This is a genomic window from Methanosarcina sp. MTP4, assembly GCF_000970045.1.
Taxonomy (GTDB): domain Archaea; phylum Halobacteriota; class Methanosarcinia; order Methanosarcinales; family Methanosarcinaceae; genus MTP4.
Genome location: NZ_CP009505.1, coordinates 471314 through 495331, shown reverse-complemented (window position 1 = coordinate 495331; position 24018 = coordinate 471314). Strand labels below are relative to the sequence as shown.

23 protein-coding genes are annotated in these 24018 nt (G+C 46.5%); 12 read left to right on the top strand and 11 right to left on the bottom strand.

Annotated elements, in window-relative coordinates; translation table 11 throughout:
* Window positions 1-14: 14 nt before the first annotated feature.
* The 8 genes from MSMTP_RS02235 to MSMTP_RS02200 all read right to left on the bottom strand — a co-directional run bounded on the left by MSMTP_RS02235 (window position 15) and on the right by MSMTP_RS02200 (window position 8342).
* On the bottom strand, window positions 15-1229 hold the full coding sequence (locus MSMTP_RS02235; RefSeq protein WP_048177509.1) for an ABC transporter permease: 1215 nt from the start codon (window positions 1227-1229) through the stop codon (window positions 15-17).
* 85 nt (window positions 1230-1314) lie between these two features.
* Window positions 1315-2571 (bottom strand): COG1361 S-layer family protein, encoded by a 1257-nt coding sequence (locus tag MSMTP_RS02230; protein WP_156153894.1) that lies wholly within the window; start codon window positions 2569-2571, stop codon window positions 1315-1317.
* A gap of 71 nt (window positions 2572-2642) precedes the next feature.
* Window positions 2643-3614: an ABC transporter ATP-binding protein gene (locus tag MSMTP_RS02225; protein WP_304413657.1), complete on the bottom strand. Its 972-nt coding sequence runs from the start codon at window positions 3612-3614 to the stop codon at window positions 2643-2645.
* A gap of 98 nt (window positions 3615-3712) precedes the next feature.
* The gene (locus MSMTP_RS02220) at window positions 3713-4099 is read right to left on the bottom strand and encodes a transcriptional regulator (RefSeq protein ID WP_048177505.1); all 387 of its coding nucleotides are present in this window, start codon (window positions 4097-4099) and stop codon (window positions 3713-3715) included.
* A 44-nt stretch (window positions 4100-4143) separates the two neighbouring features.
* Window positions 4144-4629 carry a GbsR/MarR family transcriptional regulator gene (locus MSMTP_RS17800; protein WP_052718249.1) on the bottom strand — a complete coding sequence of 162 codons (486 nt, stop codon included), beginning with the start codon at window positions 4627-4629 and terminating at the stop codon, window positions 4144-4146.
* A 471-nt stretch (window positions 4630-5100) separates the two neighbouring features.
* On the bottom strand, window positions 5101-6315 hold the full coding sequence (locus MSMTP_RS02210; protein ID WP_048182508.1) for an ABC transporter permease: 1215 nt from the start codon (window positions 6313-6315) through the stop codon (window positions 5101-5103).
* Window positions 6316-6394: 79 nt separating this feature from the next.
* A complete protein-coding gene (locus MSMTP_RS02205; protein WP_048177503.1) occupies window positions 6395-7651 on the bottom strand; it encodes a COG1361 S-layer family protein in 1257 nt (418 codons plus the stop codon).
* 10 nt (window positions 7652-7661) lie between these two features.
* Window positions 7662-8342 carry an ABC transporter ATP-binding protein gene (locus tag MSMTP_RS02200; protein WP_231582891.1) on the bottom strand — a complete coding sequence of 227 codons (681 nt, stop codon included), beginning with the start codon at window positions 8340-8342 and terminating at the stop codon, window positions 7662-7664.
* A 2906-nt stretch (window positions 8343-11248) separates the two neighbouring features.
* Between MSMTP_RS02200 and MSMTP_RS02195 the strand changes: the two genes are divergently transcribed.
* The 6 genes from MSMTP_RS02195 to MSMTP_RS02170 all read left to right on the top strand — a co-directional run bounded on the left by MSMTP_RS02195 (window position 11249) and on the right by MSMTP_RS02170 (window position 15025).
* Window positions 11249-12658, top strand: coding sequence for an ammonium transporter (locus tag MSMTP_RS02195; RefSeq protein WP_048177498.1), 1410 nt, complete (start codon window positions 11249-11251; stop codon window positions 12656-12658).
* 12 nt (window positions 12659-12670) lie between these two features.
* Window positions 12671-13009, top strand: a complete 339-nt coding sequence (locus tag MSMTP_RS02190) for a P-II family nitrogen regulator (RefSeq protein ID WP_048177497.1) — start codon at window positions 12671-12673, stop codon at window positions 13007-13009.
* Window positions 13010-13204: 195 nt separating this feature from the next.
* Window positions 13205-13651, top strand: a complete 447-nt coding sequence (locus MSMTP_RS02185) for a hypothetical protein (RefSeq protein WP_048177495.1) — start codon at window positions 13205-13207, stop codon at window positions 13649-13651.
* A 465-nt stretch (window positions 13652-14116) separates the two neighbouring features.
* The gene (locus tag MSMTP_RS02180; protein WP_048177493.1) at window positions 14117-14353 is read left to right on the top strand and encodes an Hsp20/alpha crystallin family protein; all 237 of its coding nucleotides are present in this window, start codon (window positions 14117-14119) and stop codon (window positions 14351-14353) included.
* A gap of 63 nt (window positions 14354-14416) precedes the next feature.
* Window positions 14417-14725 (top strand): Hsp20/alpha crystallin family protein, encoded by a 309-nt coding sequence (locus tag MSMTP_RS02175; RefSeq protein WP_048182505.1) that lies wholly within the window; start codon window positions 14417-14419, stop codon window positions 14723-14725.
* 90 nt (window positions 14726-14815) lie between these two features.
* Window positions 14816-15025: a DUF1059 domain-containing protein gene (locus MSMTP_RS02170; RefSeq protein ID WP_048177491.1), complete on the top strand. Its 210-nt coding sequence runs from the start codon at window positions 14816-14818 to the stop codon at window positions 15023-15025.
* 87 nt (window positions 15026-15112) lie between these two features.
* On the opposite strand, the gene MSMTP_RS02165 is transcribed toward MSMTP_RS02170, so the two are convergent.
* Complete coding sequence (locus MSMTP_RS02165) at window positions 15113-15595, bottom strand: TspO/MBR family protein (protein ID WP_048177489.1); 483 nt, start codon at window positions 15593-15595, stop codon at window positions 15113-15115.
* Between the two features lie 341 nt (window positions 15596-15936).
* Here MSMTP_RS02165 and glnA point away from each other — a divergent pair, with 341 nt between their 5' ends.
* The 6 genes from glnA to MSMTP_RS02135 all read left to right on the top strand — a co-directional run bounded on the left by glnA (window position 15937) and on the right by MSMTP_RS02135 (window position 22691).
* Window positions 15937-17307 (top strand): type I glutamate--ammonia ligase, encoded by a 1371-nt coding sequence (gene glnA, locus MSMTP_RS02160; RefSeq protein WP_231582890.1) that lies wholly within the window; start codon window positions 15937-15939, stop codon window positions 17305-17307.
* 407 nt (window positions 17308-17714) lie between these two features.
* Window positions 17715-17969, top strand: coding sequence for a hypothetical protein (locus MSMTP_RS19590; RefSeq protein WP_048177486.1), 255 nt, complete (start codon window positions 17715-17717; stop codon window positions 17967-17969).
* Between the two features lie 375 nt (window positions 17970-18344).
* Window positions 18345-19397: a glutamine amidotransferase family protein gene (locus MSMTP_RS02150; RefSeq protein ID WP_048182502.1), complete on the top strand. Its 1053-nt coding sequence runs from the start codon at window positions 18345-18347 to the stop codon at window positions 19395-19397.
* Window positions 19394-20905, top strand: a complete 1512-nt coding sequence (locus MSMTP_RS02145; RefSeq protein ID WP_048177484.1) for a glutamate synthase-related protein — start codon at window positions 19394-19396, stop codon at window positions 20903-20905. Before MSMTP_RS02150 ends, MSMTP_RS02145 begins: the two co-directional genes overlap by 4 nt.
* A 2-nt stretch (window positions 20906-20907) precedes the next feature.
* Window positions 20908-21651, top strand: a complete 744-nt coding sequence (locus MSMTP_RS02140) for a hypothetical protein (RefSeq protein WP_048182499.1) — start codon at window positions 20908-20910, stop codon at window positions 21649-21651.
* Window positions 21652-21656: 5 nt separating this feature from the next.
* A complete protein-coding gene (locus MSMTP_RS02135; RefSeq protein ID WP_048182497.1) occupies window positions 21657-22691 on the top strand; it encodes a Coenzyme F420 hydrogenase/dehydrogenase, beta subunit C-terminal domain in 1035 nt (344 codons plus the stop codon).
* Window positions 22692-22815: 124 nt separating this feature from the next.
* Here MSMTP_RS02135 and MSMTP_RS18860 read toward each other — a convergent pair whose 3' ends face one another.
* The gene (locus tag MSMTP_RS18860; RefSeq protein WP_156153646.1) at window positions 22816-23001 is read right to left on the bottom strand and encodes a hypothetical protein; all 186 of its coding nucleotides are present in this window, start codon (window positions 22999-23001) and stop codon (window positions 22816-22818) included.
* Window positions 23002-23086: 85 nt separating this feature from the next.
* Window positions 23087-24013, bottom strand: a complete 927-nt coding sequence (locus MSMTP_RS02130; protein ID WP_082090461.1) for an ABC transporter ATP-binding protein — start codon at window positions 24011-24013, stop codon at window positions 23087-23089.
* Window positions 24014-24018 lie beyond the last annotated feature (5 nt).

Below are 24018 nucleotides of genomic sequence, written 5' to 3'. Positions count from 1 at the left end.
CGGACCGGAAATATTTATTCATAACGTAGAGCTTCCACAGGGTTCATTTTTGCCGCTTTCCTTGCGGGATAAACTCCCGCCACCACTCCTACCATAACCGAGACAAAGAATCCTATCTCGATCAAAGTGAAAGGGAAAACAGTGGGGAGTTTAAGAACAGTTTCCAGGGCAAAAGCTCCGAGTCCCCCGACCAGGGTTCCCAGGATGCCCCCGAAAAGGCTGACCAGAACGGATTCCAGAAGGAAGAGGGAAAGGATTCCGGAGTTGGTATAGCCAAGGGATTTCAGGACCCCGATTTCCCGGGTACGTTCCGTGACGGTTACAAGCATGATGTTCATTATCCCGATGGAGCCCACGATAAGGGAGATCAGCGCCACTGCAAGCAGGAAAGAACCAAGGGCATCCCCAATCTGCCCTGTCTGTTCGAGAATCTCGGCCTGGTCAACAATCCCATAGGGTTTTGCGTCCTCGTCCTCACGGTCCCGCTTGGGAACCCCGAAGTTCCGGGCCAGCCGGCCATCCACCTCATCAGAGATATCCCCGACATTATCCAGGCTGTTTGCCATGGCAAAGAAAGCCCCGTAGTCCTTTTCCCCGAGCATTTCGTTCATGGTTGAGATAGGAACAAAAATCATCGTGTCCGTATCCCCGTTCCCTCCAATGACAGTTTCCTTCGATTCCTGAAGAATTCCTTTTACTTTGAACGTTTTTCTTACGATGCTCCCGTCTTCAAGCCTGAAAGCAATGTCGACGGTGCTCCGATGGGATATTTTCCGATCAAACTCCTCGTTTGCCATATCATACCCCAGCACTACGGCATAGCCGTCCTTATCCGAGAGGAAACTTCCCTCGTCCAGCTGGAGGCTCTGGATTTCCTGGAAGTCTTCACTGACCCCCGAAATGTCCACATTTTTGATTTCGGAAAGATAACTGAGTTCTCCGCTCATCCGTTTGCGGGGAGAGACTCCGGTAATTCCCGGAGTGTTTTTGATAAGTTCATATTCATTATCAAAAAAGAGGTTTGGCTGCTTGCTGTATGCGATTACGAAATTCGAGCCTACGGAGGCGACTTCGTCTTCGAAAAACTGGTTGAAACTGGCCCCCAGGGATGCGTTGGTTATCACCGCCGCAACCCCGATCACGATCCCCAGAGTGGTAAGGGCAGAGCGTAATTTGGCACTGCCTATACTGCTTGCAGCAATCCTCAGGGCCTGTTTAAACTGGACCATAGTTAGGACCTCCTGACATAGCTGTCTTCCAGGCAGAGATTAACATTCATGACCTGTTTTTTTACCGGGTGCGTTTCTGCCCCATTCATTCCTTGTTCTGCTTTTTCTTCCTGTAGACCAGCACACCCGCAGCAATCAGGGCTACGAGCACCACGGCTCCTATTATGGATTGCGAGCTACTGCCCGTATTTTCCGTGGCAAACCTGAGCTGAAGGTTGCTTACATCGTTTTCATGCAAGTTGACCCCGTTGCTGTAACTTGCTATGAGGGTCAGGTTTACAGGCTCCGATCCATCAGGAGCCAGACCTCCCAGACCTTCCGAATCTTCCGCCACGGCATCAAACTCGATTGTAAAGAGCTCATCCGGGTCCATGGGCCCTATGAAATACTCGGCCGGATAGAAAACAACTCCTTCAGCTGTGGGTTTTATACTCACGGAACTGAACTCGTTGGGATGGGTGTTTGCCACATCAAACTCAAGGGTTGCCTCCCCGTTCACCAGTTTGAGGGGCTTTGAAGGGATCACTCTCACATTGGAAGAGTCAACCTCAAGGGGAATATTCTTCCGGCTGTTATAGTCAAAGGAATTGCCCTCGATTGCAAGTACAAGGTTGTGAGTCCCGTCCCTGACGTATTCACCTACCTCCACATTAAAGGTCAGGTCGATGCTGTCCCCGGACCCCAACAGGCCCATATCAACGTAAGGGGCACTGAAAACCGTTACGCCATCAGTCGAAGTTTCCAGAACTGCAGACTGGATCCGGGCATTGGTATCGAAATCTTCCCCGCCTATGGAAACCGTAGGTGTTGTTGCCCTGTTAATGAGAGTAACAGTTACGGTACCCCTGTCCCCCGGCATAAAAACCTCGGGGTCAAAGGTGATTGTCTCGAGTTCCACGGTGCCTTTGCTGTCAAAGGTTTCGGTACCTACCCTGATATCAAAAGTCTCTTCACTCCATGGGCTATCCTTATCGATCCTCGTCCGGATGTCTATAGAGCGGGTCCCCTTCTGGGCATTCTTGTCCACGAAAAGGTGAAACTCCTTTGTAGCGACTTTTTCAGGGGCAAGACCCCCGATATTTTGCACCGCGTTTAGAGGGGAATCCAGAGAGAAGGGATATTCCGGGACCACCTGTACGGAAGCGTCATCCGCCCGGTCTCTCCCTACATTTTCCACCTGCACGGTTAGGTCCACGTACTGTCCTATCTGGGCAGGATAGGGGCTGATTTCAATAATCGTAACCTTCAAATTTGCACTCCCGACACTGGCAGAAACCGGAGCCGCAAAAACCGAGGCTATTAAAAGCAAAGACAATACAAGAGGAATGATTCGATGTTTCATTTTTGTCACTTTCTCCACCCTGATTGGCCTAGAAATGGCAACTAATCTGATTCTGAATTCCTGATTCTGAATTATTCTGATTCTGAATTATTCTGATTCTGAATTCCTGATTCTGAATTATTCTGATTCTGAATTCCTGATTCTGAATTATTCTGATTCTGAATTATTCCGTCTTTTACGAGCACGACCCTGTCCGCATATTTTGCTATATCCGGGTCATGGGTAATCATCACAATAGTCCGGCCTTCTTCGTTAAGTTTTGTAAACATGTTCAGGATTTCACAACCGGTCTTAGAATCCAGGTTCCCGGTGGGTTCATCCGCAAGGAGGATGGACGGGTCGTTGATAAGGGCGCGGGCAATTGCAACCCTCTGGGACTGGCCTCCCGAAAGCTCACTTGGTTTATGGTGCATGCGGTCTTCGAGCCCAACAAGTTTCAGGAGTTCCCTTGCCTTTTTATGAGAGTCAACCCCGGGCCTGGCATTTGCATATGTAGGAAGCTCCACATTTTCAAGGGCATTAAGCCGCGGGATAAGGTTAAAAGTCTGGAAAATGAAACCGATTTCCATCCCCCTGAGCCTGGCGATCTCCTTGTCCGAAAGTTTGTTGACATCCCTGCCTTTAATAATGATCTTTCCCTCAGTAGGCCTGTCAAGAAAACCGATAAGGTTCATGAGAGTGCTCTTTCCAGAGCCTGAAGGTCCCATGATTGCAAGGAAATCCCCTTCCCGGACTGTCAGGTTGATCTCGTGAAGGATAAGAACTTCCATATCTCCTAGCGTGTAGCTCTTTTTTACATTGATAACCTCGATGATGGGTTCACCTTCCGGGACTGAACCGGGAGCACGCTTTGCGGAACGTTTCACCTCGCATACGAAGGGCTCTTCATCCGTTGATTCCTTATCAGGCGTTGATTCCTTATCAGGCATCAAACTCCGGTCTTCAGAGGAAAGAGCATCCTCTTCAGACCCTGAAGCCCCTTTTCTGGACTCAGAAACGGATTTCACGACCCGGGGTTCTTCATCGGATTTATTATCTTCCATGTACACTCCACTGTTTTTCATATCTTGAAATCAATTGTACAGTCGGGCAAATTCACCCTATTAATAGTATCATTGTTCTGACTTTTATGCTTTGAGCCTCATGACGCAGGGCAACTTTTCAATATCCTGAGTACCGAAGAAGGGTCGGCTTTTTTTCCGGGGACCAGCACGATAAGCTGATCCACTGCGGCATACACTTTTATTTTCCTCCCTTTCCGGCTCCACTTTACCTGCTGGACACTGATCAGGCCCGATTCCTCCAGGGTATCAAGGTTGTATTTCAGGGTATTGAGCCGTATACCCAGAGCTTCCGAAAGGTCCCCTGCAGACATGCTTTTTTTGCCAAGAGTTTCAAGGATTTTAAGGGAAGTTTCATTGGAAAGAGCCCTTGCAAGCTTTCTGGAACCCCCGGAAAGTGGGAGGACCAGCAATTTCCCCTGTTTTTCAAAGGAAGCAACCCTGGTGTTCGTATTCTGTTCTGGCATTTTCACCCCTCATAGGTATAAAGCAGCCGGGACCCATAGAAAACTCAGGTTTCCCGGCTGAGCTTTTCAAGTTTTTCGAGCATTTCCTCAAGCGCGGAATCAAGCTTGAGCATATCCCGATGGTAGCGCCTGAGGATCTCAAGTTTCTCCTGCTGCTTTTCGCTCAACTCTTCCTTTTCAAAGCGTTCTATCATACGAGGAATTTCAACAGCAGCAGGCTGGGTTTCATTAGCCCTTGCCCTTAGCAGCTGCCCCAGAGCAATTTTCAGGATATCTTTGTCGGTATGAACATAGACCTTCCTGGTGCCCGGCTTTGTACTTCGGGCAATTAAGCCTGAAGGTTCAAGCTGCCGGATCTTATTGCTCACCGAAGCAAGGGAGTAACCGGTTTCTTCAGCGAGCTCACTCATAGCCAGCTCCCCGGGTTCGATAAAAGCCCGTGCGAAGATGGTGGCCATCAGACTGTCCATCCCATAGGCTTTGCCGACGTTCTGATAGAAAGCAATGAATTCTCTGTCAATTTCATCCATGAAAGGTCATTTAACCCCATTTACTATATTTAGTATTTAGTAAAAATACAATAAATAATAAAATACTTAAAACTTACGGCAGCCGAAAAAAAACTGATAGAAACAGCCGAATTGGCCGAGTCTAGTTGCCCAGTCTAGTTGCGCCAGCCAAGTTGCGGCTCTGCATCAGAAAAATCTTTGATTTTTCTTTTAGTTGCGATGAAATCACAACAGTACGCGGTCCGTTTCGCTCGCTGCGCTCACTCAAGCGGACTAAGGAATGGCAACAGATGTACGTTAGATAAAAGTTAGAAATTTTCACTGGCAATGTATCAGACTTCTGGCTTTTAACCACCGGTTTTCTGAAGAGAGGAGAAGGAAAAAGATAGGGATTTCCAGGTGGAAGTGGGAAATTCCCTGTTCAGATTCCTTTTTCATCTCCCTTTTCAGAATATTTTTTCATAATTCCTTATTCTATACCTCAGGGCATCTTTATTCATATCTCAGGGCATCTACGGGATTCATGTTTGCAGCTTTTCGGGCAGGGTAGAAGCCTGCGAGTATTCCGACGAGGACTGAGACCAGCACTCCGATTTCAATAAGTGTGAGAGGGAAGACAGGAGGGAGTTTGAGGAAATTTTCAAGGGCGTAAGCCCCTAAGCCGCCGATAGCTGTACCCACGATTCCCCCTAAGAAACTTACCATCACGGATTCAAGCAAAAAAAGAGAAAGGATGTTGGAACGGCTGTAACCGATTGACTTCATGATCCCGATTTCCCGGGTGCGTTCCGTGACGGTAACGAGCATAATGTTCATGATCCCGATGGAGCCGACGAAAAGGGAAATCAAAGCCAGGACCAGCAGGAAAGAACTGAGTGCATTTCCCAGTTCTTCGGTTTGTTCAAGGATATCAGCCTGGTTAAAGATTTCGTAGGGCTTTACATCTTCCTTTTCAAGGTCTCTGTCCGGAATTCCGAAATTCCGGGCCAGCCTTTCATCAACTTCATCCGAGATTTGACGAACATTTTCAGGACTGTTTGCCATGGCAAAGAAAGCCCCGTAATCCTGTTCTCCAGCCAGCTCGTTCATGGAAGAAACCGGGATGAAAACCAGCAGATCAGTACTGCCGTCTCCTCCGACAATGGTTTCTTTTGAATCCTGCAAGATCCCTTTCACTTTAAAATCCTTTTTCACAAGAGTGCCGTCTTCCTGTCGAAAAGCGATTTCCACCGTGCTCCTGTGGGAAATTTTCCTGCCAAACTCCTCATTTGCCATGTCATACCCGAGCACCGCCGCATAACTGTCCTTATCCGTCAGGAAACTGCCCTCTTCCATCTGAAGGTCCTGGATCTCCCGAAATTCCTCCTCAACCCCTACGATATCCACGTTTTTTGTCTCGGAAAGGTAATTTAGTTCTCCAGACATCATTTTTCTAGGCGAAATCCCGGTAATTCCGGGAGTGTTTTCGATTATTTCAAGTTCATTATCATAGAACAGGTTAGGCTGCTTGCTATATGCAATTATGAAATTCGAGCCTACGGATGAAACCTCATCAGCAAAAAACTGATTAAAACTGGCACCCAGAGATGCATTAATAACAACTGCAGCTACCCCTATCACTATCCCGAGGGTTGTAAGGGCAGACCGAAGCTTGGAACTGCCTATACTCCCCAGAGCAATCCGGGCTGCCTGTGCGAATTTGATCATATTTTCCCCCAAATAATATGACACCCAGCCAACTTTCAGCTTCCGTTAACTTTCAACTTCCGTCAACTTTCAACCCGCATCATTGCTTTTTTCTTCTGTAAAAAAGAAGAGCTGCGGGAACAAAGAGGGCAACAACCCCACCCGCAACAGCTGCCCCGGAGTCAAATTCAAGAGAGTCCGATTCAGGAGAACCCGTTGAAAGTTCTAGATTTCCGGCAATATTTTCATGCCTGTTAATCCCGTTGCTGTAACTTGCAGTAAGGGACATATTTATCGGCTCCCTGTCACCCCCATATCCACCCACAGGATTTCCATAAGTGGCATCGAACTCGATTGTGAAGAGCTCATCCGGATCCATGGGACCTATGAAATACTCGGCCGGGTAGAACTCAACTCCCTCGGCTTCAGGTTTGATGCTCACGGAACTGAACTCATTGGGATGGGTATTTGCCACATCAAACTCAAGGATTGCCTTCCCGTCAACCATTTCCAGGGGTTTTGAAGGGATCACTCTTACATTGGAAGAGTCAACTTCGAGGGGAACATTCTTCCGGCTGCTGTAGTCAAAGGAATTCCCCTCGATGGCAAGTACGAGGTTGTGAGTCCCGCCCCCGACGTCTTCACCGACCTCCACATTGAAAGTAAGGTCAATGCTGTCCCCGGGACCGAGCAGGCCCATCTCAACGTAAGGGGCACTGGAAACCGTTATGCCGTCGTTTGAAGTCTCAAGGACTGCAGACTGGATCCGGGCATTAGTATCGAAATCTTCCCCACCTATAGTAACTGTAGGCGTTGTTGCAGTATTACAGAGGGTCAGGGTGACAGTCCCCCGGTCTCCGGGCATGAAGACCTCAGGCTCCGAGACAATCTCTTTGAGTTCCACGGTACCTTTGCTATCAAAAGTTTCGGTACCTATCCTGATATCAAAAGTCTCCTCACTCCACGGGCTATCCCCGGAGGGCCTGCTGTAGATGTCGATAGAACGAGTCCCTTTCCTGGCACCTTTGTCCACGAAAAGATGAATCTCCTTTGTAGCAGTCCTACCGGGACCGAGAGCTCCGATGTTCCGCACTGCGTTTGCAGAAGAGTCAAGGGAAAAAGGATACTCAGGCACAACTCTGATATCGACATTTTCAGCTTTATCCCCTCCTACATTTTCCACCTGGACTGTGAGGGTCAGGTACTGCCCTATCTTTGCAGGATAGGGGCTGGTCTCGATTATTGTGACTTTCAGGTTTGCACTCCCTACACTGGCAGAAGCCGGGAATGCTAAAACCAGAGTAACCAAAAGAAAAGAAAAAGCAACTGCAACAACATGGCTTCGTATTAATTTCATATTCCCCACCTTAATTATGTTTAATTACCCCATCTTTTACCAGAATTATTCGGTCTGCATAATTCGCAATTTCCGGGTCATGAGTGACCATCACTATGGACCTGCCCTCCTTATTGATCTCTGCAAACATCCCCAGGATCTCGTCCCCGGTCCTTGAATCCAGATTTCCCGTGGGCTCATCCGCAAGGAGAAGAGCCGGGTCATTGATAAGGGCTCTCGCAATTGAAACCCTCTGGGACTGGCCACCGGAAAGCTCCCCGGGTTTATGGTACATGCGGTCTTCCAGCCCCACCTGTTTAAGAAGTTCCGTTGCACGGATTCGAGAATCAATCCGCTCCCTGGAATTGGCATAAGTGGGGAGCAGTACGTTCTCCAGAGCAGTCAGACGCGGGACAAGATTGAAAGTCTGGAAAACAAAACCGATCTCAAGCCCCCTGAGCCGGGCCAGTTCTTCATCGGGCATTTTATGGATGTCCCGCCCCCTGATCAGGACCTGTCCCTCGGTAGGCCTGTCAAGACAACCGATAAGGTTCACAAGAGTACTCTTTCCGGAACCCGAAGGCCCCATAATAGCCAGGAATTCCCCCTCGTTGATTTTGAGGTTGATATCCGAGAGAACCGGAACTTCCGCACCCCCAAGAACATAGCTTTTCCTGACATTAGCCACTTCAACAAGCGGAGGCTCCCCCACAGGCAAACCAGTTGTGTTTCTACTTACAGTCCCCCCTCCCCAAAACATTTGACATGCAATTATTAGAAAAAGTCACATGCGTGACGTCGATTGCTTTTAGGCATTATGTACAAAAATCCATTTTAATCTATGCTCTATTATTTTTTCCATTAAGACCGGCACCGTTAAACATCATACAACAAAAAAGTGCTCATAAAGAAGCCGAACAAAGCTTTCGAGAGAAGAAGCCAAATCAAGTTAGTTAACAGGAGAGAATTTTTACAAAAAAGTACAGAAAATCTGGTTAACAGATTTTGCTGTATTAACAGGCCTCTCAAGACACGAAAAAAAATGGTTTCAGGAGACCGGTAAAATCATGTTCAAATTCGATGCGTTTCTCCAACTGGGATATTGTCTTAATTTTTGAATACCTTAGCTCCAGAAGAAGAATTGCAAAATGGAATCATAGAATTGACTCCATAAAAATATAATGAAAGTTATAGCGATTGTCGTGTTCTTCTTAGGCACTATTTATACCCCCCTTTAAATATTATATAATTCCTGTTTAAATGACGGAATTAACAATACACGGAAACTCAAGCTTACTTTTTTTAATGGAAAGTTTTAGCATTCGGACGGATAACATGCCAATAAAAAGATAAAATGGCAAATAGAACCACCGCCCGAATTTCCCCAGTAGATAATATACTATAAATAATATATAAGGATTTGTATTTAAAAAATCCGGAAAAAAATAATAATATAGAACCCTGGAGGAAGTTGATTCTAAGCAGCAGATCTCATGAAAAGGAACGAATAAAAACCGACCGGGGCATCTGAAAAAGAGACTATTAATAAAATACCAAAATAAGACATTATTTAAACAAATTGGAGATTTCAAAGTCGGTTAAAATGTGTAAAGAAATATGTTAACTAAAAAAATTAAACTCCGAAAAAATAATACAAAAGTTATATATAGAAACTGAATACAAAAATATAATATTCAAGAAGAAAAGATAAAAAAGTAGAATATTAGATTCTTAAAAAGCTTTCATATGATACATCATTATTTATCACATTCTTATTTTGGAAAAATCGATATTAATCGGACCAAAGTTTGCCAAGAAAACGAGATACTTACATCCGATTAGTATCATAATTTCCCAACGTATTATATAAAAATTCTACTTATAAAGGGGATAATATAAAAACGGTTTATCCAAAAATGAGGTGTAAATGAAGCTATACTTGAAATATTAATGCAGTCATTTGCACAAAAAAACATTACAAATAAATAATTCAGCAAAAAAGCCCTAAAGAGGGCAAATGTCTAAAATATAACAGATAGTTAAAAATTATATAAATAATTGGGGAGGGGGGAATTAAAATGCTGGACTTCTTAATTTTCGCATTCAATGAGTTCTGGTTTAGCTATTTCCAGTTTTACATCTAAGGTAAGAACAGGATGAAAGAAACCAGGTATAGAAAGAAGAACAAAACCGTTTCGGGGGGATTAAAATGCTGGACTTCTTGATTTTCGCATTTAACACCTTTGCATACAGCTTTTTCCAGTTCTTCATGTAAGGTAAGAACAGGATGAAAGAAACCAGGTATAGAAAGAAGAACAAAATCACATCAGGGGGAAATCAAAATGCTGGACTTCGTGATTTTCGCATTTAACACCTTTATATGCAGCTGGTTCCAGTTCTGCATCTAAGGAAAGAACGGGATGAAAGAAAACCAGGTATAGAAAGAAGAACAAAATCACATCAGGGGGAAATCAAAATGCTGGACTTCTTAATTTTCGCATTCAATGAATTCTGGTTTAGCTATTTCCAGTTCTACATATAAGGTAAGAACAGAATGAAAGAAAACCAGGTATAGAAAGAAGAATAAAATCGAGTATTAGGGGGCAGCTACTGTGAATCATAAGCAAAAGAAACGCCCTCAAATATGGGCAAACAAGACGAATGAACCTATTTTTACAGACACGATCAATAACTCACCCCCTACTACTCAAAATTATATCAGGGAAAATTAAAATGCTGGACTTCATGATTTTCACATTCAATCAGTTTTTGCTTAGCTATTTCCAGTTCTAGATATAAGGAAAGTACAGAATGGAAGGAAAAACAGGTACATGAAAAGGAAAAGCCAGAGGAGTAAACATGCTGAGCTTCATGCTATACGTATTTGACTTTATATTCGCCAACATAAATTTCTTTGCATAAGACCAGATTAAGAAGTATCTACACGGATGGTGAGAATCAATGATAGAAATCGCAATTGAGGTATTGAATTGGTTTGTATCAGTATCTATTGGACCTGAATTTTTTGCTGGATTCTCCATAATCTTTGGGCCGATAGTTTAAAGTTCAAACTTTACAAAAAATCAAGACATTTTTTTAAAAACGATTTTTTAATTTTTGGTTGCTGGAATTGGATCAAAAATTTCATAATCTCTTCTTAATCTGATTTTGTAAAAGATTTTGAAACTTATTTCAGCGGAATACCCATAACTTGTTGCGGGGATGGACACTTCTCCGAGAACCGTTGATGATAATACGATTATCAATTTCGTTTTTTGTTTTTAACTTCTGCTCGAACTAACTCGTATTAAGGATTATTGCCTTCTTGTGCGGAATTAATTGTTTGTACACGCATTCCAGAATAAAAGAAACAAACGTAAAGTATTATATAAGCAGATTATCGAAGGAAACATTATATTATAAAAAATATGACAAGATTTTTAGAAACAATAATTTGAGAAAATATAGATATATAAGCTAAAAAAAAGTTATTTATTATTTTTAAGAGGGGAATAATCCAATATAAAGTATATATAGCCTTGTTTATGCGCCAACTATAAATAGTATTAAATCTACAGTCAGATACCGGTTGCCGAGTGAAGGAGGCAAATGAGAATTATGTTAAAAAACCTGGAAAAGATTGGAAAATTATTATTGTTAACCTGTGTGATACTTATTGCATTGTCATCACCGGGAGCAGCTGTGACGGCAGAGGAAAACGCGCAGGCGATCTCTGACGTGCAGACAGCTCTTACCTTTGTATGGCTCCTGGTAGCAAGTGCCCTGGTATTCTTCATGCATACCGGGTTCTCAATGGTAGAAATCGGGCTTACGAGAAGCAAGAACACGGCAAACATCCTCATGAAAAACTTCATGACCGTGGTTCTTGGAATCCTAGTCTACTGGGCCGTGGGCTGGGGCGTCATGTACGGAGCCGATGCAGCAGGCCTTGTAGGGACTAACCAGTTCTTCCTGATGGGTGCCGACAACGCGACCTTTAACGGCTGGTTCTTCCAGATGGTCTTTGCAGCAACCGGAGCAACGGTTGTGTCCGGGGCAATGGCCGAACGTACCGATTTCAAGGCTTACCTGGTCTACTGTGTCCTGATGGTTGCAGTAATCTACCCAATTTACGGGCACTGGGTCTGGAGCGGGGCTGACATGGCACTCCTGACCGGAGCCGAAAGCCCGATCGTCAAGGCAATTGGAGTCGCACACCACGACTTTGCAGGATCAGGAGTGGTACACTCAATTGGCGGATACTCAGCCCTTGCAGGAGTACTCCTTGTGGGAGCCAGAATAGGCAAGTTCAAAAACGGAAAGCCTATGGCAATTCCGGGTCACAACCTGGCCTTTGCTTTCTTCGGGACTTTGATCCTCGCCCTTGGCTGGATAGGGTTCAACGGAGGAAGTACCCTTGACGGAAACGACGCTTACATGAACCTTGTCGTTGCCAACACTTTCATTGCGGGCGCTGCGGGCGCTGTCGTAGTAATGCTGATCACCTGGCTGAAGACCGGGAAACCTGACCCGTCCCTTACCGCAAACGGGCTTCTCGGCGGACTTGTTGCAATCACCGCTCCCTGTGGATCTGTTAGCCCCTCAGCATCCCTTGTTATAGGGATCATTGCAGGATTCGTGATTTATTTCGGTGTAATGTTCAACGAAAACGTCCTCAAGGTAGACGACCCCGTAGGTGCGATTGTAGTACACGGGTACTGCGGAAGCTGGGGCCTGCTCTCAGTAGGGCTTTTCTCCATAGGAATGGGGAACGGAATCCTCGCAGACGCGGTCTATGCCGCTGAAGTCCCGGGCCTGCTCTATGGCGGTGGAATAGGGCTGCTGACAATCCAGGCAGTGGCTGTAATCGTCAGCATGATCTGGGGATTCGGAATGTCATATATATTCTTCAAGATAATTGACGCAGTAATCGGACTGCGGGTGCCCGAAGACGTTGAAATCATGGGTCTGGACATCGCTGAACACGGCATCAGGGCATATCCTGAGTACCAGCCTGCAGAGGACTAAGAGGTGATCTGAATGTACAAGATCGAAGCAATCATAAAACCCACTAAATTGCATGAAGTAAAAGACGCTCTTGATGAAGCGGGGTTTGCAAGCCTCACCGTGACAGATGTCAAAGGAAGAGGGCAACAAAAAGGCATGGTGCAGCAGTGGAGAGGAAGGAAATACTGTGTTGACCTCCTTCCGAAAACTAAAATAGAAATCGTCATCCCGGATAATAAACTCGACCAGGTTATCGACGTGATCCAGAAAACGGCCTCCACGGGAGAAATCGGAGATGGAAAGATCTTTGTCTACCCGGTAGAAACCGTAATAAGGATCCGGACAGGCGAAAGAGATGGAGATGCACTCTAAACGCATCCCTCTCTTATTTCCTTAATTTCCTTCCCGGATTAAACACCGCCTGAAAAGGATCATTCCAGAAAAACCTCAAAAACCTTAAAAGCCAGGCTGCAGACCTGCAAAAAACAGAGATAAAATTTAATAAAAGACGAAATTGCTAATTAAAACAGACCGTAAAAACAACTTTAAACCCGGGAGGTATCCATAATGTCAGAATTCAAATCAGTATCAGAATTCAATGTAAAAAACGTAAACTTCGAGATCCCTCGAGGATACGGTACGTCCGTAATCAAGTTTTATTTCTGGATCGGACTCGTATCCGCAGTCCTTCTGAGGGCCATAATAATAGCTGACCACTACAGCGCATTCTACGCAAAAGTGATCTGGTATCTCGGGGTCACGGGATACCTCTGGTTCTTCATGCACAGATACCATATCGCAAAGCGCAGATTCAGCGTCATAAAGGACCTGGAACTGCTTAAAAAAATCCGAAACCAGCAGAAACTCTCGGAAAAAGATATTGAAGGACTCGATTACCTGCTCTGGAGCCTCTCGGTTTCCAAAGAACGCTCAAACTATCTGGTAATCTCGGTATTTTCCGTGATTTCAATCGTGTTGTCCCTTCTTCTGGACCTGGGGATCCTTAACATCTAAAAGGGACTTCCCCCAATTTTCTTTCCTACTACTTTTACATGAAATTCGACAATTCTTGAATCAAAACTTTCAAAATCAAACTTTTTTGGATCGAAGAGTTCCGGGAACTTATCACCTTAAACTGCCTGAAACCACCCTAAGACATCTGAAAAAGCATGAAAAAATCTGAAACCACCTGAAAGCATCTGAAAAAAACTGAGAAAAACTGGAAACATCTTAAACTAAAGAAACAGGACCATGTGCCGCTTCAGAAGATTTTTAAAGATATGAATAAGAAATCTATATAATACATACCTGATTATGATCTTAGGGGGAGTTTTATGGCAGAAGTTTTGAAATTATCACCAGCTATCTGCGCATATCCTGACGACGAGTGACGACGAGTGTCAACACCCCTCCCTAAAACCTTCGCCTGATGGCTCTGGTTTTTGAGGAAGGGGTATCCTGCTGTAAGATGATGAAAATTTGAAGATTGAAGTTATACTTCCGGGAATTGAGAAAGAAAACATTTCTTTCAAGCTGGGCGAAGACGGTTTCTACGTAAAAGCGACAAAAAAGGGAGTGGAATACGTAGACAGTTATTCGATTTGCTTCCCGGTAAACACTGACAAAGCCGCTACCACCTATTCAAGCAGGATTCTGAAGGTCACTGTCCCCTACCAGGAGCCCTTTGAAAATGCAGTGGACGTGAAAATCGAATAAATGCCTGAAACAGTAAACAGGAATCAAGAACCGGAGTACCGAAGTTTTCCGGGGAGGGGTATTATGGAAAATCCGATACCTAAAATAATGAAAACTCCTATAATAGCAATGTATCATGATGATGAGCATAAAAACCTCACAGTTGAGGTTGAATTGCCGGATGTGGAAAATGAAAACATAACCCTCATGATGCATGAGAACAGCTTTTACCTGAAAGCCTTCAGCAATAACGTTGAGTACCTGGGGTCCTTTTTTATGGATGGGCCCGTAGATCCCGAAAAAGCCATAGCAAAGAACAATAAAGGTATGCTTACGATTAAAGTCCCTTACAAAGAGGGTTTCCTGTGCGCAAGAAACATACCAATTGAATAAAAGCATGGTCCGGAATCGGAATAAAAAACAGAAAACTTATTTTTTTGATATTAATTTTACCCGTATTTCTTGCAAAGAAGAGGGAATCCCATGAAGATAGTAAAATGCGGAGATCTTGGATTCAGGTGCAATTTTATTGCAACCGGCACCAACGCCGAGCAGGTAAAAAAAGAAATGTTCAAGCACATAGAAAAGGAACATAAGGACCTTCTCGAAGAGATGTCAGAAGATGACATAAACCACATAAAGTACAGGATTTCGACTCTTCTTGCCCGGGGATGCGGCTGTGGTGCCCTTTAAACCGAAAAAAGAAGAAATATTTTAGGGGGGTATGGAGCCCCGCAAAACTTACCGCAAGCTCTCAAGGGCATAGAGCCCCGGATTTTTTTACGGGTTCAGCACCCAGATCCGGTAATTCAGCAATGCTGCGAAACTGACCCAGAGAAGATAAGGGACCAGCAGAAGGGAAGCTGTTTTTGAAATCCTGCCGAAGAGGATTATTGTCAGGAAGATTGACAGCCAGAGCAGGATGATTTCAATGAAGGCATAAAAAGGAGACTGAAGCCCGAAAAAGAGAAAGGACCAGAGGATATTTAGTGCCAGCTGGACCCCGAAAACAAATATCCCCACTTTTACTTCTTTTCGTTCCAGACCTTCTTCCCAGATCAGGTAAAGAGAAATCCCCATAAGGGTATACAGGATAATCCATACAGGGGAAAAAACCCAGGACGGAGGATTGAAAGCAGGCTTTTCAATGGCAGCATACCAGCTTTCAATGGAAGTTACCGTAAAAACCGAACCAATTATCCCTGCAAACTGACAGATCAGTACCGAAACAATGAGTCTGAATTTGTTTATTTCTTGAAGCATACTCCCCACCACGTGACATCCAGATCCCGGAAGTTCCGGCCTCTGGAGATTATAAGGTACTCAGGAATTATATACGTGAAATGATAAATATCTATACCGAGGGGAATGAGATCTGTTAGCGGGACCTGTTAATGGGATATGTCAGCTGAAACTGTTGAGCTTCTTCGTGCAATAGGATATGTTAGCTGAAACTGTTAGTAGGAGATGTCAACTGGACATGTTAGCGGATCTCTTAGCCCGATTTTCTGGAAAAAGCCAGTTTTCAAAAAACGTCCTTCCAAGTTTTAACCCCAAAATAATAGAAAATTATAAATATTATGAGGTAGGTAAGTGATTACCTAATGCCTAGTGAGGATGACGTCAAGATGGTGCAAACAAACAACATACCTAAGACTAAAGAAGATGTACTTCAGGCTGTAGTCGAGCGTGATGTAAAATTTATCAGGACCCAGTTTACCGATACACTCGGGATTATCAAAAGCTGGGCAATTCCCGTTGAACAGCTCGAAGAGGCCTTTGAAAACGGAGTCATGTTTGACGGATCTTCCATTGAAGGATTCACCCGAATCGAAGAATCAGACATGAAGCTCGTACTTGACCCTTCAACATTCAGGCTTCTCCCCTGGAGACCCTCAACAGGGGCTGTTGCCAGGATTCTCGGAGATGTTTACCTCCCTAACGGGAAACCCTTCGAGGGAGACCCGAGATATGTCCTGAAGAGCGCAATTGCAGAAGCCGAAAAAATGGGCTACTCCATGAACGTTGGCCCGGAACTCGAATTTTTCCTCTTCAAACTGGACGAAAACGGAAACCCCACAACCGAACTTACCGACCAGGGCGGGTACTTTGACTTCGCACCCCTGGACAGGGCCCAGGATGTCAGGAGAGACATTGACTATGCCCTGGAGCACATGGGCTTCCATATCGAGGCCTCCCACCACGAAGTAGCCCCATCCCAGCACGAAATAGACTTCAGGTTCGGGGACGTGCTGACAACGGCGGACAATGTGGTCACTTTCAAATACGTGGTTAAGTCCATCGCATACCACAAAGGTTACTATGCAACCTTCATGCCAAAGCCCCTGTTCGGCGAAAACGGCTCGGGTATGCACACCAACCAGTCACTCTTCAAAGACGGCAAAAACGCCTTCTATGACCCTGATACTCCGGACCAGCTTTCTGACGAGGCAAGATACTACATCGGCGGGCTGATGAAGCATATAAGGGAATTTGCAGCCGTAACAAACCCTGTGGTAAACTCCTACAAAAGACTCGTCCCGGGGTATGAAGCTCCTATTTACGTGACCTGGTCCGCCAGCAACAGGAGTTCCCTGATCAGAATTCCAGCCACCCGCGGCAACGGTACAAGGGTGGAACTCAGGTGCCCGGACCCGGCATGCAACCCCTACCTGGCCTTTGCCCTCATGCTGAAAGCCGGAATCGAAGGGATCAAGAACAAGATCGAGCCTGGAGAAGCGACCAACGTCAACATCTTCAACCTGACAGAAAAAGAGCGTGAAGAAAAAGGTATCGCATCCCTGCCCGGAAACCTTAAGGAAGCAGTCGACGAGATGAAGCAGAGCAAATTCGTAAAGAAAGCTCTCGGGAAACATGTCTTCGAAAACTACCTCTGCTCAAAGACCGCCGAGTGGGACGAATACAAAGCTGTTGTTCACTCCTGGGAACTCGATAAATATCTGTCGATGCTCTGAGCGTTTAACATAGGTATTATAGAAAAGCACTGAAAATACGATAAAGCATCAGACATCCTCCCGGAAACATTATGCGTGCCTGCCGGAAAAACTCAGGGGGAAAATGTTCCTGCCGGAGACCCCGGAAGGCATGTATAGTTACCTGGGAAATGTGCCCTCACTTAAAACGGAAAAAGTACACCATTAAGTACACATTTTAACTCATTTATTAGGTTAAAATGAGAAAGTATTCCTTTTAAGGAGTTCATTTCGCGGACAGAAGCCAGCATGGGATTTCACGGCATGGACTGCCGCCAGGAACCCGTAATTTTCCCCACTTTTTTACCGCCAGAGGAAACAACTTCCCTTTTCAACTTCCCTTTTTCAGGAGATATCAACTGTTATCCGGGCTGTCCGGAATTTCCACGGTGCGGATAAGCAAAGCAAATAACAATATCAGGGACCAAATCAAAGATTCCGAGATCCTGATCACTGCCACCGGAGAGAAAAACCATTTCAAGAGGGATAATACAGAGAAGAAAAGTATCCCATTTCAAGGAAAAAAAAGTATTTTCCAAGCTGCTTCAAAGGAAACACTGGTCAGGAAAAAAGAAACATATATATATTGTCAAATAGGTACTAAATTACTTACTTCCCATAGCGGCGGCCTTCTCAACACCTGACAAGGAAAAAACAGGAACATGAGAGGGAATGTCGAAAATTATACACATTATTAAAATAATTATAATTAGTCCAATTTATGCGACTTGTTATCTTCAAAAATCGCAAGCATAAACCCCACTGGAATCCGTATTCTTCACTGATAATTTTTTGAAGAAATTTTTAACAACGGAACATCGGATTCTCAAAAATATCCGGACTACCAAAAATGTCCGGATGATCAAGAATATCGGATTTAAGAAAAGATCCAGATAATCAAGAATATTCGGACTACTAAAAATTTCCGGATTATCAAGAATATCCGGATTTAAGAAAAGATCCGGATTATCAGAGATTTGTTAACAAAAAACATTACGTTCATTTCTAGAGTGATCGAAATGTGTGGAATAATAGGCTTCATAGACAAGACAAAGTCCCCAATGGACGGGTCGAAAATAAAAGCCGCCCTGAGTCTCATGAATGAAAGAGGCAGTGGAGACGGGGCAGGCTATGTCGCATACGGGATTTACCCGGATTATGCAGACTGTTACGCGCTTCATGTTTTTTTTGACAACATGGTAGAACCAAAAACAAAGGTTGATGAAATCCTCCACCGCTGGGGCACTGTTGTCCACCAGGAAGAAATCCCCACCGTAGAACAACCGGGACTGAAGAGAGTCCACACACCCTGGAGATACTTCTTCAAGCCCTTTGACGACATGATCGGAGGAAAGGTAGGTTCCGAGAAGGACATCATCAAGCACATCGTAATGGAAGTGAACGCTTCTATCGACGGAGCCCTGGTCTTTTCCTCAGGTAAGAACATGGGAGTCTTCAAGGCTTCCGGCTGGCCGGAAGAGGTGGCGGACTTCTACAGGATCGAGGACTACGAGGGCTACATCTGGCTTGCCCACAACCGTTACCCCACGAACTCCCCGGGCTGGTGGGGAGGCGCTCACCCCTTCAACCTGCTTGACTGGTCCGTTGTACACAATGGGGAAATTACCTCTTACGGGACAAACCAACGCTACGTGGAAGGCTACGGGTACAAGTGCACCCTGCTAACGGACACCGAAGTGGTAGCCTACCTTTTTGACCTCCTCGGAAGGCAGCATGAGCTTCCAACGAAAACGGTGGTTAAAGCCCTTGCCCCTCCATTCTGGGACGAAATAGACCGCATGCCCCCTGCCGAAGAAGAACTGCACCGGGCAATCCGCCTGACCTACGGCTCTGCCCTCATGAACGGCCCCTTTGCGATTGTAGTCGCATCGAACGAAGGGATTGTGGGCTTCACTGACAGGATCAAACTCCGTCCCCTTGTGGTAGGAGAAAACGGGGACAAGCTCTACATATCCAGTGAAGAATCCGCAATCAGGGTCCTGGACCCCGAAGTTAAGAACATCCGCACCCCGCGGGCAGGAGAGCCCATCATAGGGAGGTTTAACGCATGAGCCTCGGAAGCATACCCCCGAAATACAAGGTCACCATTGACCGGGAACAATGCATGGACTGCGGGCGCTGCATTGAAAACTGTTCCTACGGCACTTTCAGGAGAGAAGGAGACAAAATCCTGATCCAGTCCAGGAAATGTACCGGCTGTCTCCGCTGTGTATCTATGTGCCCCAGGGACGCGATTTCGCTTACCGAAAACCCCGTGGACTACCGCAGCCACCCCCTCTGGACCCGGGAAGCCAGGGAAGATATCATCAAACAGGCCAGGAGCGGAAAGATCATCCTCGCAGGGATGGGAAACGCAAGCAACCTCCCAAGCATCTTCGACCGCCTCCTGCTTGACGCCTGCCAGGTAACAAACCCGAGCATTGACCCCCTGAGAGAGCCGATGGAACTTCGGACCTACATAGGGAAAAAGCCATCAAAGCTCGAATTCAAGAAGACCGAAGCAGGGGACGTAGAACTTGCAACAAAGCTTGCCCCCAACCTGAAGCTTGAAACACCCATCATGATCGGGCACATGAGCTATGGGGCAATCAGCTTAAACGCCCACCTCAGTATGGCAAAAGCCGCAAAGGAAACCGGGACCTTCATGGGAACCGGAGAAGGCGGACTGCACAGGGAACTTTACCCCTACCAGGGCAACATGATCGTCCAGGTCGCTTCAGGCCGTTTCGGCGTGAACGTGGACTACCTTGAAAGGGGAGCGGCAATCGAGATCAAGATCGGCCAGGGTGCAAAGCCCGGAATCGGCGGCCACCTGCCCGGAGAAAAGGTCTCTGCCGAGGTATCCCGCACAAGGATGATACCCCTCGGAAGCGATGCCATCAGCCCTGCCCCGCACCATGACATTTACAGCATTGAAGACCTGGTCCAGCTTGTCAGGAGTTTGAAGGAAGCGACCGAGTGGAAGAAACCGGTCTTCGTGAAAATCGCAGCCGTGCACAACGTGGCTGCCATTGCAGCAGGCATTGCCCGCTCTTCTGCGGACGCGGTGGTAATTGACGGGTCCCGCGGAGGGACCGGAGCCGCCCCGAAGGTCTTCAGGGACCATGTGGGAATCCCCATCGAAGGCGCCATTGCAAGCGTTGACCAGAAACTCAGGGAACAGGGCACAAGAAACGAAGTATCCGTCATTGCCAGCGGCGGGATAAGGAACAGTGCCGACCTTGCAAAGTCCATTGCTCTTGGCGCGGACGCGGTCTACATCGGAACCGCTGCCCTTATTTCCATGGGCTGCCGGGTCTGCGGAAACTGTTACAGAGGCCTTTGCCCGTGGGGTATCGCGACCCAGCGCCAGGACCTTGTAGACAGGCTCGACCCCGAACAGGGAGCAAGGCAGGTTTCAAACCTGATCCATGCCTGGACTCTGGAACTCAGCGAACTGATGGGTGCTGCAGGCATCAACAGTATCGAAAGCATGCGCGGAAACAGGGACCGCCTGCGCGGGTACATGCTTGATGAAGGAATACTTGAAGTCCTTGACGTAAAGAACGCGGGGGCATGAAGATGAAGACAGTCACGATTGACGCCAAAGACATGCACTACACCCCCCTGAACCAGAAGGTCAGGGCTGCAGTTGCTGACGGGGCAGAGGAAATCGTCCTTGACAACGTGCTTGGCCAGCGCTTTATCGGAAACGGGGTCCGGGGAAATTCCCGGATCATAGTCAACGGAGTCCCCGGAGGAGACGTCTGCATGTTCATGAGCGGGCCCACCTGTATCGTAAACGGGAACGCCGAACACGCCCCCGGGAACACCATGGACAAGGGCATGCTCGTGATCCACGGGAGCGCAGGAGACGCGGTTGCCCACGGGATGCGCGGAGGCAAGGTCTTTGTAAGGAACAATATCGGGTACAGAGGCGGCATCCACATGAAGCAGTACGAAGTGGAAGCCAGGCCCATACTCGTGGTGGGCGGTACAGCCCACTCCTTCCTGGGAGAATACATGGCAGGAGGGCTTGTGCTCGTGCTCGGAATCGGCCAGGAAAAAGCCATGACCGACAGGGGCATCGGAAGCGGGATCCACGGCGGAGAGATAATCATCCGCGGGGAAGTAGACGACTACCTGCTCGGAGTCGGAGCCAAAAAGTTCGAGTTCACTGAAGCCGACCTGGAAAGGACAAAACCGGTTATCGAGAGCTTCTGCGAACAGTTCGGCCTTGACCCGGCCCCCTTCCTGGACACAAACTACACCAGAATTGCCCCGGCAAGCAGCCGGCCCTTTGCAGGGAAATACGTCTGGGAGTGATCGAGATGGCAGAAGGAAAACCAATTAGCAAGAGTTACATTGACCTTGAAAAGGAAGTATGGGACGCGGACCTCTGCTCAGGCTGCGGGGCCTGCATTGCGGTCTGCCCTGCCGACGCCCTTTATTTTGAAACCGGAACCGATTCCGCAAAGCCCAAAAGCAACGGCTACTGCAAAGCCGCAGTTGACGACGTACCCTGCGGGGCCTGCTACGAAGTCTGCCCCAGGATAGGCGAACAGCCCGAATCCATCTTCGGGGACTATCTTAAGATCACTGCCGCAAAAGCCGAGTTCGACATCCCGGGAAAGCAGAGCGGAGGAGCCGTCACAGCCCTCCTAACAAACGCCCTGGATACCGGCCTTGTGGACGCCGTGGTAACAGTCACCGAAGACCCCTGGACCCTCAAGCCGAGCTCCATGGTGATCACAAAAAGCGAAGCCCTGATAAACGAGGCAGGAAGCCGCTACAACTGGTGGGTCCCCCTGGTCTCCGCCCTCAAGGAAGCCGTGGTCAACAAGAAGTACAGGAACATCGCAGTAGTCGGTGTCCCCTGCGTGGTCCAGGCAGTCAGGAAAATGCTCGAAACCGACCACGACCTTGTCCGCCCGTATAAAGACTCCATCCGTTTCGTGATCGGCCTCTTCTGTACCGAAAGCTTCGACTACGAAAAGCTGGTCGCAGGCAAGCTGAAAAGCGAGTATGCCCTCGAGCCCATGAAAGTCTGCCGCATAGACGTCAAAGGCAAGCTGGAAATCACCCTCAACGACGGGACCCAGTACGTAATCCCCCTCGCCGAACTCGAGGACACCGTCCGCCCCGGCTGCCATGTCTGCACCGACTTTACAGCCCTCAAAGCCGACATCTCCGCAGGTGCAGTGGGAAGCCCGAACGGCTACACCACCCTGATCGTCCGCACCCTTGTAGGACAGCACCTCCTGGAAAGCGCTGTTGCCAGCGGAAAGCTCAGCACCACCGATGAACTCAACCTCGGAATCATCGAGAAGCTTGGCGCAAAGAAGCTCGAGCGGAAACAGAAATAAGATTGCAGGACAGAAATTAACTTACAGGAAACATGTAAAGGTGAAGCTTCAAGCTTCATCTTTGTTTCATTATTTATCAAGTGACATTTAAATATAATTTAATTCTGTTTTTATCAAACATAATTTAGAGCTTTTCTACAGCTCGACGCCTGATCCTGTAAACGAGATACAATCCGGATAATCCGAACAGCTCGTATATGGAACTGGAACCAGAAATGCTATTTGATTCCTCTTTGCTTGTCTGCTGCCCTGTTTCAGTTTGTTGATTCGTATCGTTTTTAACCCCTGAAAGGTCTGCATCTTCAGGCATCAAATCTGCCCAAAATCCAGAACCAACTAATTTTTTGGAACCCGGCCTCCTTTGAAGGTGAAAATGTAGATTTCCTGCCTGAAAATTAAAGGTTTATTCCGGTAGCTTCAAAATAGGCGTCTTCCAATGAGAAAGAATTTTCTATAAGTTTGAAAACCTGGCCTCCGGTCTCAACAATTAACCTGTTAATTTCCGGTTTGACATCTGCTCTGGAATTTACAAAAATGTCCAGAGTATGTTCAGCTTTCAATTCGGTTTTTACAACAAACTCCAGATTCTCAATTAAAGAAATCATCTCAGAAGAAAGATTGTAGACACCAACCGTAATTACCCCATTTGACTCAAGGTGACGGATTTTTTCCATTGGGCTTTCTGCGATAAGTTTGCCTTTATCCAAAATTCCTACATGAGTACAAATCTCCTGTATTTCCAGAAGGTTATGGGATGAAAGAAATATCGTGATTCCTTTTTTATTGCACTCACGAAGAATTTGACGGATTTGACGGATCCCAACAGGGTCAAGGCCATTTGTGGGTTCATCGAGAATCAGTATTTTCGGATTATTCAAAAGAGCTTGAGCAATCCCTAGCCGTGTTTTCATACCATGGGAAAAATAGCTCACTTTTTTGGACATTTCATTTCCAAGCCCGACCCGGTCTAATAAAACCCAGGATTGCTCTAGGCTTTCTTTTTTACTCAGGCCTTTTAATCTGCCATAATAAACCATGTGGCTTAAGGCGGTACGTTCATCGTAAAACCCGGAATCCTGGGGAACCAGGCCCAGAATCTGTTTTATCTTTCCTGATTCGCAAGACAGGTCCATATCGTCAACAAAAATCCGCCCCTCCGTAGGTATTGAAAGCCCGGATAATAATTTTATTGTAGTTGTTTTCCCTGCACCATTCTGGCCTAAAAAGCCGTAGATACTCCCCTTTTCCACATTCAGGGAAAGATTTTCCAGAACAAAGTGAGAGCCGTATTTTTTGTACAGGTTTTTGGCAGAAATAGCCATAGTAA